Annotated in this window: 17 protein-coding genes and 1 riboswitch; of the genes, 6 read left to right on the forward strand and 11 right to left on the reverse strand. The window is 38.4% G+C overall.

The window, feature by feature from the left end; all coding sequences use genetic code 11:
* Window positions 1–121: 121 nt before the first annotated feature.
* The 4 genes from CCE82_RS04820 to CCE82_RS04835 form a co-directional block, all read right to left on the reverse strand.
* Complete coding sequence (locus CCE82_RS04820) at window positions 122–1,639, reverse strand: ABC transporter permease/substrate-binding protein (RefSeq protein ID WP_086428288.1); 1,518 nt, start codon at window positions 1,637–1,639, stop codon at window positions 122–124.
* Entirely contained in the window at window positions 1,636–2,595 is a 960-nt protein-coding gene (locus tag CCE82_RS04825; protein ID WP_086428289.1) for an ABC transporter ATP-binding protein, read from the reverse strand. The genes CCE82_RS04820 and CCE82_RS04825 overlap by 4 nt, the downstream gene beginning before the upstream one ends.
* A 302-nt stretch (window positions 2,596–2,897) precedes the next feature.
* On the reverse strand, window positions 2,898–4,679 hold the full coding sequence (gene recQ / locus CCE82_RS04830) for a DNA helicase RecQ (RefSeq protein ID WP_086428290.1): 1,782 nt from the start codon (window positions 4,677–4,679) through the stop codon (window positions 2,898–2,900).
* Between the two features lie 9 nt (window positions 4,680–4,688).
* Window positions 4,689–6,566: an ABC-F family ATP-binding cassette domain-containing protein gene (locus tag CCE82_RS04835; RefSeq protein ID WP_086428291.1), complete on the reverse strand. Its 1,878-nt coding sequence runs from the start codon at window positions 6,564–6,566 to the stop codon at window positions 4,689–4,691.
* 111 nt (window positions 6,567–6,677) lie between these two features.
* Here CCE82_RS04835 and CCE82_RS04840 point away from each other — a divergent pair, with 111 nt between their 5' ends.
* Window positions 6,678–7,493 carry a ZIP family metal transporter gene (locus CCE82_RS04840; protein ID WP_086428292.1) on the forward strand — a complete coding sequence of 272 codons (816 nt, stop codon included), beginning with the start codon at window positions 6,678–6,680 and terminating at the stop codon, window positions 7,491–7,493.
* Between the two features lie 230 nt (window positions 7,494–7,723).
* On the opposite strand, the gene ltaS is transcribed toward CCE82_RS04840, so the two are convergent.
* The 7 genes from ltaS to CCE82_RS04875 form a co-directional block, all read right to left on the reverse strand.
* Window positions 7,724–9,661, reverse strand: a complete 1,938-nt coding sequence (ltaS, locus tag CCE82_RS04845) for a polyglycerol-phosphate lipoteichoic acid synthase LtaS (protein WP_086428293.1) — start codon at window positions 9,659–9,661, stop codon at window positions 7,724–7,726.
* Window positions 9,662–10,002: 341 nt separating this feature from the next.
* Complete coding sequence (locus CCE82_RS04850) at window positions 10,003–11,007, reverse strand: 5-oxoprolinase subunit C family protein (protein WP_086428294.1); 1,005 nt, start codon at window positions 11,005–11,007, stop codon at window positions 10,003–10,005.
* Window positions 11,004–11,687 (reverse strand): 5-oxoprolinase subunit B family protein, encoded by a 684-nt coding sequence (locus CCE82_RS04855; protein WP_086428295.1) that lies wholly within the window; start codon window positions 11,685–11,687, stop codon window positions 11,004–11,006. The genes CCE82_RS04850 and CCE82_RS04855 overlap by 4 nt, the downstream gene beginning before the upstream one ends.
* A gap of 10 nt (window positions 11,688–11,697) precedes the next feature.
* Window positions 11,698–11,907: a hypothetical protein gene (locus tag CCE82_RS04860; protein ID WP_086428296.1), complete on the reverse strand. Its 210-nt coding sequence runs from the start codon at window positions 11,905–11,907 to the stop codon at window positions 11,698–11,700.
* Between the two features lie 8 nt (window positions 11,908–11,915).
* Entirely contained in the window at window positions 11,916–12,530 is a 615-nt protein-coding gene (locus tag CCE82_RS04865) for an aminotransferase class IV (RefSeq protein ID WP_086428297.1), read from the reverse strand.
* Entirely contained in the window at window positions 12,527–13,678 is a 1,152-nt protein-coding gene (gene pabB / locus CCE82_RS04870; protein ID WP_086428298.1) for an aminodeoxychorismate synthase component I, read from the reverse strand. Before pabB ends, CCE82_RS04865 begins: the two co-directional genes overlap by 4 nt.
* Window positions 13,662–14,255, reverse strand: coding sequence for an anthranilate synthase component II (locus CCE82_RS04875; RefSeq protein ID WP_086428299.1), 594 nt, complete (start codon window positions 14,253–14,255; stop codon window positions 13,662–13,664). Before CCE82_RS04875 ends, pabB begins: the two co-directional genes overlap by 17 nt.
* A 134-nt stretch (window positions 14,256–14,389) precedes the next feature.
* A riboswitch (PreQ1 riboswitch) is annotated at window positions 14,390–14,437 on the forward strand.
* Between the two features lie 78 nt (window positions 14,438–14,515).
* Here CCE82_RS04875 and queC point away from each other — a divergent pair.
* From queC to CCE82_RS04900, 5 genes are all read left to right on the forward strand, one after another.
* The gene (gene queC, locus CCE82_RS04880; protein WP_086428300.1) at window positions 14,516–15,187 is read left to right on the forward strand and encodes a 7-cyano-7-deazaguanine synthase QueC; all 672 of its coding nucleotides are present in this window, start codon (window positions 14,516–14,518) and stop codon (window positions 15,185–15,187) included.
* Complete coding sequence (gene queD / locus CCE82_RS04885) at window positions 15,184–15,615, forward strand: 6-carboxytetrahydropterin synthase QueD (protein ID WP_086428301.1); 432 nt, start codon at window positions 15,184–15,186, stop codon at window positions 15,613–15,615. The genes queC and queD overlap by 4 nt, the downstream gene beginning before the upstream one ends.
* On the forward strand, window positions 15,608–16,321 hold the full coding sequence (gene queE, locus CCE82_RS04890) for a 7-carboxy-7-deazaguanine synthase QueE (RefSeq protein ID WP_086428302.1): 714 nt from the start codon (window positions 15,608–15,610) through the stop codon (window positions 16,319–16,321). The genes queD and queE overlap by 8 nt, the downstream gene beginning before the upstream one ends.
* 177 nt (window positions 16,322–16,498) lie before the next feature.
* A complete protein-coding gene (locus CCE82_RS04895) occupies window positions 16,499–17,098 on the forward strand; it encodes a hypothetical protein (protein ID WP_086428303.1) in 600 nt (199 codons plus the stop codon).
* Between the two features lie 70 nt (window positions 17,099–17,168).
* Window positions 17,169–17,423, forward strand: coding sequence for a GlsB/YeaQ/YmgE family stress response membrane protein (locus CCE82_RS04900; RefSeq protein WP_086428304.1), 255 nt, complete (start codon window positions 17,169–17,171; stop codon window positions 17,421–17,423).
* Window positions 17,424–17,607: the final 184 nt, after the last annotated feature.

A 17,607-nucleotide genomic window follows, 5' to 3' on the forward strand; every position in this document is an offset into this window, starting at 1 on the left:
ACTTATCTTCAAAAGTTCGAAAAGTAGAAATGGTCCAGCCTTCTATAATATTTCAATCAGGTCCAACAAAGTGAACACATCACCCATAAACACATTAACAACAGCAACTGGAAAAATATGTTTATTTTTCAATCAAACCTTGTTTCTCGAGATATTCTTTTGCAACTTCATACGGATCCTCATCTTTTTCAGCTACACGATAATTCATCTCTTGCATCTCTTCATCAGAAATTTTACCTTCTAATTGATTTAACGCTTTCTCAACACCTGGGTGCTTCTCAATAAATGACTTTTTAAACAATGGTGCACCTTGATACGGTGGGAAAACTTTGCGGTCATCATCGAGAACGACCATATCATATTGTTTTAATTCTGCATCTGTCGAATACGCATCAATTAGGTTAATATCGCCACTTTCAATAGCTTGATAACGCAACTTAGGTTCCATCTTTTTCACATTTTGGAAGTTTAAGTGATACGCTTTTTGAATTGCAGGATAACCATCTTCACGGTCATTAAATTCAAGTGTAAAGCCTGGCTTGATGTCATCTTCAACTTTTTTCAAGTCGCTAATCGTTTTAATGTTGTGTGCCTCAGCAAAGTCTCGCTTCACTGCTAATGCATACGTATTATTGTATTGCATAGGTTTCAACAATGTCATATCAAATTTTTTCTCTAAGCTTGCGTTCGCTTGTTGATACACTTCTTTTTCGTCTTTAGATTTCGGTGTTTCTTTCGTCAATTCACCTAATACAGTTCCGGTAAATTCTAAATAACCATCAATATCGTCTGATTTTAATGCATTGAATAAAAATGTTGTTTTACCCATGCCGTCTTTCACTGACACGGTATAGTCTGTTTGGTCTTCAATTAAAATCTTGTACATATTCGTAATAATTGATGGCTCTGTTCCTAACTTTCCTGCAATCGTAATTCGTTCATTTTGACTAGAAAAAAGTGGTGCAATCGTAACCATCAACATGAGCAGTAAAATCACACCAAGTGTTGCTAACATTTTACGATAAGAGATGTGGCTTAAAATTCTTAAAACTACATCGAATAAAATGGCTAATATCGCTGCTGGAATCGCTCCAATTAAAATTAATGACGTATTGTTACGGTCAATACCTAATAAAATTAAGTCACCTAAACCCCCCGCACCGATTAATGCTGCTAATGTAGCTGTACCGATGATGAGCACCATAGCTGTACGAATCCCTGCCATCATCACAGGCATCGCTAGTGGTAATTCTACTTTAGTCAAACGACGTAACGGCTTCATACCAATCCCTTTTGCAGCTTCTACTAACGAACTATCAACACCTGTAATCCCCGTATATGTATTACGTAAAATCGGTAATAGTGCGTAAACAACGAGCGCAATGACAGCAGGTACCGTTCCAATACCGAATAAAGGAATCATCAAACCGAGTAAAGCAAGTGACGGAATGGTTTGTAAGACCGCTGCAATGTTAATCACCACTTCAGATATTTTTTTCGTTTTCGTTAACAAAATGCCGAGAGGTACACCGATTAACACGGCAATCAGTAGTGCAACAAATGAAAGTTGAATATGTTCAAGTAAGGCAGCAAATAACTCACCTTTTCGACTATTCAATGTCTCTAAAAATGTATTCATGCTGTCTCACCTGCCTGATTTTTTGATAAAAAGCTAAAGATGTCTTGGCGTGATAAAGACCACTGTTCACCTTCAACTGGTACAATAACCGCTTCATGTTGTACAAGCGCATCATAAACATCACTCACTGTTTGATCAGCATGGACGACAGGATACTGGCTCAGCTGCTCCTCTGTTGCTTTTTCACCAGCAAGTTCTACTACTTTACCAAGTGAAAAATGATTCAGTACAACGCTCGTCAAGTCACCCAAAAATTGGCAAACGAAATCATTTTTGGGTGATTTAATAAAGTCATTAGGCGTCCCAATTTGTTCCACATGACCATGATTCAGTAGACAAATACGGTCTCCTAATTTGAATGCTTCTTCGATATCATGTGTAACGAATACAATCGTTTTCTTAATTTGATTTTGTAATTTTAACAAGTCATCTTGTAATTTTTCTCGTGTAATCGGATCTAAAGCGCTAAACGGTTCGTCCATTAAAATGACAGGTGGATCAACTGCGAGCGCACGGACGACACCTACACGTTGACGTTGACCTCCTGATAATTCTTCAGGTTTTCGGTCTCTAAACTGTTCTGGGTCCAGTCCAACCATCGACAATAGTTCATCGACGCGTGCATCAATCTTTTCTTTTGTCCAACCTTTCATCAACGGTACTTGTGCGATATTGTCACGTATTGTCATATGCGGAAATAAGGCAATTTGTTGTAGCACATACCCCATATCCCAACGCATTTCATATACTGAATAATCACTAATCGGACGGTCTTTAAAATAGATGTAACCTTCAGATAATGGTATTAAGCGGTTAATCATTTTCATTGTTGTTGTTTTACCTGAGCCAGACGGACCAATCAAGACGAAAAATTCACCTTCACTAATTTGCAAATCAACTTGATTGACGACGACTCGGTCATCATAACGCTTAGAAACATTGCTAAATTTTATCATACAATCCCTCTATCTTTTCGTTTTCATTTCATTTTATTTTTACACATTTTCAATTACCCTAAATAGTTAGGCATAATACTCATTAAAGCACAATTTATTGTAAAAATAACTTGATTTGCACTTAAAAATTTTAAACATATGAAAACGACATGTCGTATCCTTTGCTACCTTTCTTTTCATCGCTATTTCGTCTCATAATTGAACGTTCAGTCAAAAAGGAAAGCTAGGACACAATTAAGTTTTCCTAGCTTTAAAAACCTCGACATATCCAACCAATTTTTGTTTTAACTCTATTAAATACGTTACGAATTATGCATTTTATATTCTTGTATCGCTTCTAAAAATTCAGGACAATAGTGCTTCAATTTATAACTGCCCACACCATCAATCTGAATCATTTCTTGTTTCGTAACAGGCTTTCTTTTCGCAAATGCCTCTAGCGTATAATCTGTAAAAATATTCGTAGGTGGCATATTTAAACGCTCACTCATTTCACGTCTGACTTCTACAAGCTTTTCAAATAACGTACGGTCGACCCCTTCTACAGTATTAATATGCACTGTTTCTTTCGATTTACGTTTGAAAGGCGTTGTATAAACTTGTGTATCTTCACTCAATAATTTTTCTACTGATGCATCACACATCAATACTTCGTCATGTTCATTCAAGAAACCTTTAAAGCGCAGTTCATCAATTAAATGGTGCAACTCTCCAGTCGTATAGTCTTTCATAATGCCGTACGTCGATAAGTTTTCATATCCTTGATGGCGAATATAGTCCGAAACTTCTCCACGCAAGACTTGAATCACTGTTTGATAGCCTTCGCGTTGACGTAAACGAGCGACACCGCTAATAATCATTTTCGCTTCTTTTGTCATATTGTATGTTTTATTTTTATCGATACAATTACTACATTGCTGACATTCTTCCAGCTTTTCATTCGGCTCAAAATAATGCACTAACGTTGCTTCAAGACATTTACTTGTTTTCGTATATTGAATCATTTTTGTTAACTTTTCACCCATACGTTCCTTGTAATCGTCATCCGCTTTTGAAGCACTAATAAAATATTGATGTAAACCAATATCTCGGTCACTGTATAGTAAAATACAATCACTATCTAGACCATCTCGACCTGCACGCCCTGCCTCTTGGTAATAAGACTCCAAATCACCTGGCATATTGTAATGAATGACGTAACGGACATTGGATTTATCAATACCCATACCGAATGCGTTAGTCGCTACAACGACACGCGTCCGATCATATAAAAAGTCATTCTGCGCTTCATCTCTTTGCTTCGCTGTCATTCCCGCATGATAGTATGTCACTGGCACATCCGCTTCTTCTAACGCTTCATACAAGGCTTCCACTTGTTTACGTGTCGAACAGTAGACAATGCCCGCCATTTGACTGTGATTTTGAATATACTCGAGTACAAACTTTTGACGTTGATATGTGCCATTCACTTGAAACTTTAAATTACGACGGCGAATGCTCGTTTTAACTAAGTGTTGGCGTTGAATCATCAACCGTTCCATAATATCTTGTTGTACTTCTGTCGTCGCTGTAGCAGTCAAAGCGACAATCGAAAACTGCTGAGGAATGGCTAATACACGTTGAATGACTGCTTGATAACTCGGTCGAAAATCGTGTCCCCATTTTGAAATACAGTGCGCTTCATCAAAAGCGACTAAGGAAATGTCAACGCGTCGTAATAACATTTCAAAATATGTTTGTTCAAAACGTTCCGGTGCGATGTATAAAAATTTCAGTTCACCATTAACTAACTGTGCTTCGATATCTTTTTGGGCTTGTGTACTTAAACTACTATTCAAATATGCTGCAGATATGCCCATCGCTGTCAATTGATCCACTTGGTCTTTCATTAACGAAATTAAAGGACTAATGACAATGGTCGTTCCTTTAAACATTAATCCTGGCACTTGGTAACATAATGACTTCCCACCACCTGTCGGTAAAACACCTAACGTATGATGATGATTCAATACGCGTTCAATAATCTCTTTTTGACCAGGACGAAAAGTTTTGTATCCAAAATAATGCGACAATGTTTGCTCCATGCTATCCCTCTATTGTTCTAATATTTCTTCTAGTTCACTCCACCGCGTGATGTCGGTATCATATTGAGCTTCGAGCGTTTCTTTCTCTTCATTTAATGCTTTGATTTTGGCATAATCTGCGTTCGCTTCGATCATTTCTGCGTCAATTTCACTTAGACGCGTTTCAGTTTCATCAATGCGAACTAATAACATTTCATATTCTCGTTTTTCGTTGTAAGATAATCCTTTTTTCTTCTTTGGTTGCTCTGTTGACTGTTGCTTCACATACTCTACTTTTGTTGCTGCCTGTTCAAGTTGCTTTTGATATGCTAAATAATCCTCAAACCGACCTAAAATCATGTCAATTTGACCATCATGAATATACCAATAACAATCTACTACTTTATCTAAAAAGTAACGGTCATGGCTCACAGTAATCACGGTGCCACCGAATGTTTGAATATAGTCTTCTAAAATCGTTAACGTCTCAGTATCTAAGTCATTTGTCGGCTCGTCTAGCAACAACACATTAGGCTGATGCACTAACAACTTTAATAAATACAGACGCTTTTGCTCGCCACCTGAAAGTTTGAACACTTTCTTACCATGTGTCGCACTCGGAAATAAAAAGCGTTCTAACAATTGCGTGACAGAAACCGTCGTCCCATCTTTTTGACGTGCCAACTCGCTTTCTTCGCGCAAGAAATCAATGACACGGATATCCCGATTCAGACGTTCATCAGTTTGTTTAAAATAAGCCACTTTAACCGTTTGACCTACTTTTAATACACCGTCATATTGCTGGTCCTCACCTGCTAAAATGTTCAGCATCGTTGTTTTACCAACACCATTCGGACCTACAATGCCGATTTGCACGCCCTTTTGAATCAATGTCGTCACGTTTTCAAACAATGTACGATTATCAATTCGTTTCGTGATATTTTCAAGTTCAAATACTTGTTTGCCTAATCGTGAATAAGCAAGATTCAATGACCCCTTCTCTTGCGTTTGATGAGACTGTACTTGTTCTTTTAATTCATGAAAACGATCTTGTCTTGCTTGTTGCTTCGTTGTTCGCGCTTTAACACCCGCACGCATCCATGCTAACTCTTGTTTAAAAAGTGCACGCTGCTTCGTTTGTTGGCGCGCTTCTATTTCTTCACGCTCTGCTCGCATTGCAATATAAGCTTCATAGTTGCCTGGATATGTATCTAACTTTCCGTTTCGTAACTCTACAATGCGTGTCGCTACTTCATTTAAAAAGTAACGATCGTGCGTAACAAAGACAACTGTCTTCGGATATGACTTTGCAAATTGAATTAACCAATGAATCGATTCGAAATCTAAATGGTTCGTCGGTTCATCTAATAATAATAAATCTGGTTTTTCAATTAAAGTACGTGCTAAAACTACACGCTTTTGTTGACCACCTGATAATTCACGCATTCGTCGTGTCGTATCATGAATACCTAGTTTAGATAAAATTGTTTTAATCTCAGCACTATAATCCCAAGCACTGTAAGCATCCATATCAGCTTGAGCTGCCATCATTACTTCAAAAGCTTGTTCCGTTTGCTTTTCTGCGTATTGTGCAGTGGCTTCTTCATAACGCTTAATGACTTGTAACTCTTTGGAATCCGCACTATAAACAGCTTCATAAACCGTTAACGCTGGGTCTATGTTATGGTTTTGTGCCGCATAACGAATACGGTATTGTTTCGGATGCGTTTGAACGGCATCAAAATCTTCGTCGATTCCTGCAATGACTTTGAGCAATGAACTTTTACCTGTTCCATTGATTCCTACCAACCCGATTCGCTCTTGATTTGAAATGGATAACTGTAAATCATCAAAAATGACTTTATCCGCATAAGATTTGTTGAGGTGCTCAATTTTATACGCTTCCACAACACATACACCCTTTTTCTTATAGATTTGCTCACATTTATCTGTTAACCTTAAATCAGTTCTATATATTATACACTTTTTTTGGAACAAATGATACAAGGAGCTATATCAATGTTGGATTATATTTCAAACACGCCCCCTTTTTTACAAGCACTATTTGCAGGTATCATCACATGGCTATTAACTGCATTAGGGGCTGCCATCGTATTTGTATTTAAAAGTGTCAACGAAAAAGTGTTAAATTCGATGCAAGGATTTGCTGCCGGTATTATGATTGCAGCAAGCTTTTGGTCATTGCTCCAACCTGCCATTGAAAGCAGTTCGGACAGTGCTGTACCATGGCTTCCAGCAGCAATCGGCTTTTTACTCGGCGGTGTGTTCATTCGCTCTTTGGACTATGTCATTCCACACATGCATCAAAATGCAACAGATGAATCACAGCATCAAGAAGGTGTAGAGACAAGTCTAAACAAAAACACACTTTTGTTACTTGCGATTACTTTGCATAACATTCCTGAAGGGCTCGCAATCGGGGTTGCTTTTGGTGGCATTGCGACAGGAAATGAACATGCAACGTTGTTAGGGGCACTCGGACTTGCGATTGGGATTGGGATTCAAAATATTCCTGAAGGGGCTGCATTATCATTACCGATTCATGCTTCAGGACAGTCAAAATGGAAAGCTTTCAACTATGGGCAAGCATCAGCACTGGTAGAACCTGTTTTTGCTACAGTGGGCGCAGCGGCTGTGCTTGTTGTGACACCGATACTCCCTTATGCACTCGCTTTTGCGGCAGGCGCGATGATATTCGTCGTCGTTGAAGAATTAATCCCCGATTCACAGTCCGGTAAAAATACAGATCTTGCAACACTCAGCTTGATGGTCGGCTTTACCATTATGATGATACTCGATGTTGCTTTAGGGTAATTAAAAAATCCGCTCAATGTGATTCAACACTGAGCGGATTTTTTGTTGCTGTATCACTATCAATCTTCATCATTGCATGTGAGATATTTTCTTTCACACTGTTTACACTTTATGTTTGCTCACTTTGCTTACGCTTCAATTCATACATTGCGTCATTAAGTCATCCCTTGACTGAAATACGAAAAAACAGGAAAATGCACTGATTTGTACACTTTCCTGCCATGATTCATTTATTTTTGATTTGCTTTTGGACCTGTAGGATATTTATAATCTGCTGGGTTCACCTTATCGAAATCAGGATTGTCATAGAATCGGAATAAGTCACCGTTTAAGACTTTATCGCTCATTTCTAAATCGTGTTGAACCTGCTTCTTATTCTTATCAAGGTCTGCTGGCATCTGTTCTAAAGGTTGATTATCTTTGTTACTATAAGCTTTACCGTTCACATATTTATAATTTCTTGTCACGAAATCACCATTACGGAATGGTACGAGTTCTTTATGGTCTTTCGACAACATGTCTGTACCAAACATGAGGTAGTTTTTCGTATCAATACCTAACAAGTGAAGTAACGTTGGCATCACGTCAACTTGTCCTGCGTATGTGTCATCCACTTTAGGTTCGACGCCTGGTGCTTTTAACCAGAAACCAGTCGCATTCAAGTCATTGAATTTCGCTGGTGTAATCTCTTCGCCTAATAGTTGTGACATCGCTTTGTTATGATTTTCTGAAATACCATAGTGGTCACCATAAATCATAATCACTGAGTCATCGTATAAACCACGTTCTTTCAAATCATTAATGAACTGTTCTAACGACTCATCTAAGTAACGCGCTGTTTGAATGTAACCATCAACCGTTGAGTTCCCTGTATCCCCTTTCGCAATTGTTGCGTCTTCATCACTTAAAGTAAATGGATAGTGGTTTGTCAACGTAATTAAATGCGAATAGAAAGGTTGTTTTTCTTTAGATAAGTAATTCGCCGCTTCTTTAAAGAACACCTTATCTTTTAAACCGAGGTTTTCTAAGTTTTCTGGTGACATGTCAAAGTATGTCGCATCGTAGAACTTATCTATACCGAAATGACGGTAAACTTGGTCACGGTTCCAGAACGTTTTGTAGTCACCATGCATGACATTCGTTGTATAACCTTGTTTTTGGTGCATAATTGCTGGTAGCGACTCATACGTATTATCACTTTTTAGTGAAAAGGCCGAACCTTGAGGTAATCCATATAAACTGTTGTCCATTGTGAACTCAGCATCTGAAGTTTTACCTTGTCCTGTTTGGTGATAGAAATGTGGGTAATATCTAAAATCTTCATTACCTGATGACAATTTATTTAAAAATGGCGTCACTTCTTCACCGTGAATCTTTTTATTGATTAGGAATGTTTGGAAACTTTCTAAATGGATTTTAATCACATTTTTGCCTTTAGCTTTCCCATAGTATTCCATATTCGGTTCTGTTCGTTTTTGTTTTGTATAATTCAATACTTCTGTTAAATCATCTTCAGAAGCGAGTGCTTTTTGTTGATTGTTTTGTACAGTTTTGACACCATCATAAACTGTAAAATTGTATGGTCCTAAGTATTTCACAAGATATTTATGGTCAAATGTACGTGTTAATAACTCAGGTCGGTCTGTTTCAGCAAACGCTAAGTTTAAGAAAAATAACGCAACTGCTGTAGCCATCACAACTGGTACAAACTTTTTCTGAAAAACATTGCGACTTAACCATTTACGTTTGAACACGAGTACAAATAAGTAAACGATAAGGTCACTGAAGTAGACAAAGTCATACCATTGGAATGAGGCACCCACTGCACCGCCCATAGAGTCTACATTGCTGACTTGGTTTAATGTACTAAATGTAATGAAATCCGAGAAAAAGCGGAAATACACGACATTGGCATACAGTAAAAAGGTTAACAAAAACCCGCCAATAAACATGAACCAATATGCCTTACGTCCTTTAAAGAACAAGAACACACTTAAAATAAGTGCAACTAAACTGTATGGGTTCATTAATAAAATTAAATTTTGTGTTAAACCTTTCACGCCAAGTGATAAGTCCACATAATAAGCAAAATACGTTTTTAACGCGATTGTTAAAACCATGAGTAGGAAAAACGTAAAAATGCCTATTTTCTTTTTTCCTTTATCCATAATTGTTCCCCCGTATTTAATTCTGATCATCAAAGTTGATTTATTTATCGTATACACTAAGATTGTAAAAGTTCTACTTAGCTTTTTGGCTTTTTGTAATCAATTTGTAATATTCAACAGTAATTTCAATATAACAATATATAGGAGTTAACATAAAATTTCAAGTGAAAACCGTTTGCATAGATGATATTCATCGCAACTTCACATTGCCTTTATAATCGCTTTATATTCCCTTCATCAAAGGATTTTAATTTAAATATCGAATGTACTTATTATAAAGTAATGCGCGCACATTGTACTCGGACTCAAGTAGTATCTGTTTATCTTTCTGTCAAATGTACTTATTTCAACATTTCTTTTTGCATTCTAAATTCGATACCTTGGAACAACTGCTTACGCCATTTATGATATTTCACTAAGTTTTGTTCAGCTTGTAACACATCAATAAACTGAAATTTAATTTTCGAACCTTGACGTTTTTGTGCAATTTTAGATAAATGATATGACGCAATCGTACCAATTTGCGGATAACTGCCTAATGTATAATGATCATTTAACAAAATAACAGGTGCGCCTTCTTTTTTCACCTGAATCGTGCCTCGTTTAACGGACTGGTGTGGCGGCATATCTTCATAATAGGCTTTAATCGGCATCCCTTCTAATACGACACCCATTCGATTCGCTTTACTTGTCACTTGATACTCGCCATTTGTGAATTGACGGAGCACTTCCGCTTCAAAATCTTCTGTTCCTTTATTCGGAATGACATGCACGACGTCTGACAAATAGTTGAACGACAACGCATAACCATCGACACCCCAATCGACTGTTTTACGCTGTGCTAAGTTTTTGAACAACTGACGGTGGCGCGCATTGTAGTCACGTTTAAGTTCAATGGCGTCACCCGCTTGTAAACGACGTCCTTGAAAACCACCCATCCCCGAAATCGTATCTGTTGAAGTGGAGCCGAGCCATTGATCAAGTTCAAAACCACCCGCAACAGCTAAATACAAACGAGAACCACGACGTAAATGATCAAAAGATAACACGTCACCTTTATTCATTAAATACAGTTTATTCATTTGCACGCGCATCTCATCTGTATGGGCTAATCCTTGCGCACCAGACAACGCGATGAGCGTCGGTTCTGTAAAGCGAATTCGAGCCATTTGATTGTTCATTTCGAGTGTCGCTTCATTCCGGTCATTACCTACTAATCGATTGGCAATTTCGTGAGCCAGTACATCTAGCGCACCACTCCGAATGACGCCCATATGTTCATAGCCTTCACGTCCAAAGTCTTGAAAACTTGAGAACAGCCCACTGTCTTCTATTATGATTGTCATGCGTCGTTACCTCCTGCTTGTACTTCAAAAAATTTCACGTGATCCCCCAATGAAATCAAAGCGAAATCCTCTTTTTTAGGATTGAATAATGGCAATGATGTATAGCCAATAACAAGCCAGTCACTATATGTTTCAGTCGTTGTGATTCCACATTTATTGTTTTCTAAAATGACCGATCCAGCTGGAATTAAACGTGGTTCAGTTGCGGTATGATTCACAATAATCTGTGGATCTAAACCTGCTAAATAAGGAAAGCCTGGCGAATATCCCATCATCGAAACGAAATAGTCTGCACCAGTATGTATATCAATAAACGTTTGACGGTCCATATTCAGTTCTTTTAAAATCATGTCTAAATGCGGGCCGTGCGCTCCACCATACACAATCGGCACTTTAACACAATGGATTTCTTTGTCTAACGTCATCTCGTGTGTATCAATATTTTCAATCACTGCTTTCATATGTAAAAATGGCGACGTAATATTCAAATGTTTCATCATCATTCGCGCATCATAAGAAATCAACATATCCGTTTCAGTCGGTACGATTTCAGTAATAAATGGATAGTTTTGTTTTAATAAACAGTGACGTATCAACAGTAACTTTTCAGTAGCGGCTGGCGTCACGTCCCCTTTTAATGATACGACAATCGCCTGATCCCCTTGACTATAAACCTTCATTTTTCCACCTCTAATTTTCATCATAAAATAAACTTAAAATTTCGCGTGTATATTGTGTGAGTTCACCGACAAAACCATAGATCAGCATGCATTGAATGACAAGTATTCCTAGCATCCACAAGTAAACCCATAAGCGATATTGACGGGAAACAAGCCGTTGTGAAACGATTTGACCGATCCACATCACGATAAGAAATCCTAAAATATAGAGCGCAATCATTCAATCACCTACTTTATATGTTCAAGCGTAATGGGCACCCACTCACGCAAACTATTGATCATCCATAGTTGACCGCCTTGTTGTAGTGCTTCTTTTACCATCGCCGTCGTCAAATGTTTTTCCGTTATTTGCTGGTCAGCTAACAAAGCACGGCGCATACACCCTTGTAAAAAGTCTTTTTCGTATACAGGTGTATAATGTGTGCCTTCTATTGTAAGGACGACATTGCCAATATCAAATTCAAGCACTTTATCCGTGCCCTCATCATAGAACAAAGCGAGTTGCGTCGTGTGCGCATGCGCTACATGATTGCGTTCAGATGTTTTATACACGCGTTGCCATTCTGGTATATCTCGCTTCATTGGAACAAATTGCGCCGTCATCGTTGTCGTTTCTTGCAATACACTTATTTCTGTATAGATTGCTCCAATCGGTTCAAGGATGACCTTCACACGATATTGACCGCTTGGGTATGCTTCACATAATTGTTGTATCGTTTGGCGCCATTGTGATAATACAAAGGGCATTCCGAGTTGTGTGCTTGCATGCTGTATTCGTTCAGTATGATATGCAAGTCTTGGTATCTCACCATTGTCCAGTCGCATCGTTTCAAATAAATTCATCGTAATCCCTCTAATATTTTCGTTTTCGCATGAAATTCTGCATATTCTTGCTTTGGATCAGAATCTATCGTAATCCCTGCACCAACGCCGTAATACAATGTGTCATTGATTTGTTCGACTGTCCGTATTGGCACATTAAAAATCGCGCGTCCATTCGGATGTAACAAACCGATAGCCCCACAATAAATATGACGTGGCGTTGTTTCAAGACGATGAATAATGCGCATCGTATTCACTTTTGGTGCACCTGTAATAGAACCACACGGGAAAAGTGCGCCTAGTAACGTTTGATACGTCGTCGTGTCCGAAACACGTCCAGTCACCATCGTCGTCATTTGAAAAACAGTTTGATAACGTTCAATCGCGAATGGATGGTACACTTTCACACTACCTCGTTCGGCCACTCGCGCAATATCATTACGTAATAAATCGACAATCATCACATTTTCAGCACGATCTTTTTGAGATTCTCGTAAGATTTTTGCATGACGTTCATCTTCTTCAACCGTCGCCCCTCGTGGCATCGTCCCTTTCATCGGTTTGCTGACCACTGTTCTACCATTTTCACCAAAGTCACCCACTTGAAAAAAGAGTTCTGGCGAAATCGATGCGACCTTCACTTCTGCTGTGTCGATGAGCACTGTGTAGTCGCCATTCGTTTGTTGTGTCAATCGTTCATACATCGCTGAAATCGACATCTGATCAAAGCTTTTAAGACGTGTCGTATAGTTCACTTGGTACGTCCAGCCTGCTGTAATTTCATCGTGTATCGTACGAATATGTTGCGTAATCGTCTTTTGACTATCCATAAATTGAAAATGGCCGCCAAGTCCTCTTTGTTGTTGCGGTTCAGTTGGTGCATTTTTTTCAGCGTCAACGGGTTGTTCAAAAACATAATACGCTGCGTAAATATGGTTTTCTGGTGTATAAGTTTGAAAATCTTCATGAAAATACGGTGCCGCTTCATATGGCAAATATAGTGCGACGTAATACCCTTGTTGTTGGTACTGTGCCGCCTCATCAACCACTTGGCCCACTTGCTTCAGCTCTCGTGCAACGCCTGTATGAAGCGGTTCTTCAAAATGATATTGATACGTCGTGGTCGTATCCGGATCGTTATAATATTTATAATTAAACTTCACAACCATGATGAACCCCCGATTTTCTCAAAAAGTTTCGTATTTGTTCGTGACCGTATTCAGATAAAATAGACTCAGGATGATATTGGACCCCATATATTGGTCGTGACTTATGACGTACTGCCATCACAATACCTTCTTCATTTTGTGCTGACACAACGAGAGGTGCCCCAATCGTCGTCGAATCTGCCATTAATGAATGGTAACGCATCACCTCAAACTCCTCAGGTAACCCATCAAATAACAACGATTGGTCATGACGGATACGCGTCGTATGACCATGAACAGGTCGCGGCGCATGAATGATTTTCCCACCATAATACGTCACTAATAATTGAAATCCTAAACACACGCCCAAAATCGGTGTCGTCGATTCAAAAGCCTTCACCACTTCAAAAAGAATCGGGTAATCTTCTGGCGCACCAGGTCCAGGAGAAATAATGAGTGCTGTCGGTTGCATCTCTTTTAATGTCGCAATAGAAACAGCCTCGACATCGATTGCCGTGACAGGTTGCTGACTCTCATATTCTACATAGTCAACAATATTATACGTAAAAGAATCTTTATTATCTATCATCACTATCATAGTTTTTGCCTCGTTCTTTCTTTAATACTTCTATTATCACAAATGTCGACCTAATTGACAAAATTGAAGTGATAATCAGCAGAGCACGACTTGATTTATCTTGCTAAATGTATTACAGTATGGAACAGAATTGAATTGCAGAGGTTCCTAGCTACCAACCCTCTATAAAAAACTAGACACACCTCACCGTCTATTTTTTATAGTGACGGCTTTTTTTATGCCTTATTTTAGGAGCTTCTCTACAAAAGGAGCGATCAATCATGTCAGAAGTGCTCAATAACGAAAAGGCACTTGTAGTATTTAGCGGCGGACAAGACAGTACGACATGTCTCTTCTATGCTAAAAAACATTTTAAAGAAGTTGAACTGGTTACATTTGAATACGGTCAGCGTCATGCGAAAGAAATCGAAGTCGCAAAAGAAATCGCACAAGATCAAGGACTCAAACATCACGTACTCGATATGGCATTGCTCTCCCAACTGACACCTAACGCGCTCACATCACATGATATGACCATCGACAACCATAATGATGTCCCTAACACTTTTGTCCCTGCCCGAAACTTACTTTTCTTATCTTTTGCCGGTGCATTAGCGTACCAAATCGGTGCAAAACATCTCATTACAGGTGTATGCGAAACGGATTTTTCCGGTTATCCAGATTGTCGCGACAGTTTCATTAAGTCGATGAACGTGACATTGAATTTAGCAATGGATCGTGATTTTGTCATACATACACCGCTCATGTGGCTCAATAAAAAAGAAACTTGGGCATTAAGTGACGATTTAGGTGTACTCGATTACGTGCGTGACCGTACATTAACGTGTTATAACGGCATTATCGCAGAAGGCTGTGGCGAATGTCCGGCATGCCAATTAAGACAGCGCGGTCTTGACCAATATCTTGCTGAGAAAGAGAGTGAAGTACGATGATGCAACAAATTTATCCACAAGTTGACCATGATTATATGTATGAACTGAATAAAGACTTTAACTTTTCCGCAGCACACTTTATTCCTGACGAACGTGCTGGAAAATGTACACGTGTCCACGGCCATACGTACTTTGTTAATTTAACTATCGGCGGAGATGAGCTGGACAGTATGGGGTTTTTAATTAATTTTAGTGAGTTAAAAAGCTTAATTCACGACCGATTCGATCATTATCTTCTGAACGACTTAGCACCATTTCAAGGGAAAAGTCCATCTACGGAAATTGTGGCACAAACGATTTATGACATTGTCAGTGCACGTTTAGAAGAATTGCCAAACGCACCAAAATGCTTGCAAGTGTTTTTACGTGAGACACCTACTAGTTATGTCGTATATCGCCCTAAAAATAAGGAGCAACGTCATGGCTAAAATACCTGTACTCGAAATTTTTGGTCCAACCATTCAAGGTGAAGGTAAAGTCATCGGTCGTAAAACGATGTTCGTCCGTACTGCAGGTTGTGACTTTCGCTGTAGTTGGTGCGATTCAAAATTCACTTGGGACGGCAGTATGAAAGATGAAATTGAAATGATGGCAGCAGAAGACATTTTAGCCCAACTGAGAAACATTGGTGGCGATCGTTTTAATCACGTGACGATATCTGGAGGGAACCCTGCTTTAATTAAAGGGTTACAATCATTTGTAGATTTGTGTGAAGCAAACGATATCCGTACTGCGCTTGAAACACAAGGATCGCAATTCCAACCTTGGATGCGCCAAATCAATGACTTGACCCTTTCACCTAAACCGCCAAGTTCAGGCATGCAACAAAATCTGTCGCGTTTAGATGCAGTCATTGAACAACTAGATACATCACGCATCAATTTAAAAGTCGTCGTATTTGACGATACAGATTATGACTTTGCGAAAATGATTCACCAACGTTATCCAAACATTCCATTTTATTTACAAGTGGGCAACCCTTATTTAGAGGAGCATGTTGAACAGCATACGGCAAAACTGCTCGAACGTTACGAACAGTTAATCGACCGAGTGACAGCGGATGCGGAAATGAATGAAGTGTTCGTCTTACCACAACTGCACACATTAATATGGAGTAATCAAAAAGGCGTTTAATTTTTGTGCATACGTAGGAAATGCTTATGCCGAGTCATTCATACGTTACTAACCCCAAAAATGGTTTTTCGTTAAAAGTGTTATGTAAAATCAATATTTTAAAAGTGTTATTAAATGCTTATCCACAGTGATATTGATATAATAGTGTAATGAATTGTGAAAAGTTAGGAGAACGCAATGGCCTTATTTGTCATCTTAAATATCGTTATCGTTGTTGGGGTATTTCTCATTGATATGTATCGACATCAGTACCAATACGTACGTTTAAGTGCTTTATTATTTGCAATTACTTTAAATAGTTTACTGAATCCTATTTTGTTGGACCAGCTGAATTTTATTACACTGAGTACCTTTTTAATGTATTTGACTTGGTTCATCTTGCAAATTTATTTAGACCGTACAGTTCGTATCTTTAAAATTCAAAACCAAAAATTTTTCACTGGTATTATCACTATGATCATCAGCATTTTATTTGTTGTTATGGCACAAACGGCAGACCAATCCATTTATATGTCTGTTCCATATTTAGCACCTGCAATCTTTTTATTCGGTGCCATTTTACAGTTTTCGAGCGTGCTACATTCGCCACGCTTTGAATCTTTGTATCGACATTTAAAAATTAAAAACCCATTATTAATCGGTGCTTGTTTCATTATATTATCTATGATGCTCATGATGTTATTGACACCTTTTTGGTACTTATATCTCATCATTTACGCGTGCCTCTTCCTCATCTTTTTGTTAGAAAAAATATTTATTTTAGAAAAAGATGATTAAAAAACAGTTAGGCGTGGTATGTATTAATTGAGCCTTATCATAGTTTAGAATATAAAAGGAGGCATTTACTATGGGTTTTATAGTGATGTTAATTGTCGGCGGTCTCATTGGTTGGGCTGCTGGTGCAATTTTAGGTAAAGATGTTCCAGGAGGTATCCTCGGAAATATTATCGCAGGTTTAATCGGTTCTGCGATTGGTAGTTGGTTATTAGGCCATTGGGGTCCAGAATTCGGTGGCGTATACATTTTACCAGCGTTAATTGGTGCAATTATTTTAATCGCATTAGCTTCATTAATTTTAGGCAAAATGCGTGGTAAAAAATAAGCTAGCATGTTGATTCATATGCGATTGAATGAATCATGTACTGTTATAGATACAGTATAAAGGTGTAGATGACGAAATCTTTGTTATTCAAAGTCTTCAAACATCTACACCTTTTTTGTATTCATTTTTTATAATAACAAAACGACAAGTGGGAGGGGACATAAAAATTTTTGATGTGATTAAT

It is taken from the genome of Staphylococcus cornubiensis (genome assembly GCF_900183575.1).
In the GTDB taxonomy this organism is placed as follows: domain Bacteria; phylum Bacillota; class Bacilli; order Staphylococcales; family Staphylococcaceae; genus Staphylococcus; species Staphylococcus cornubiensis.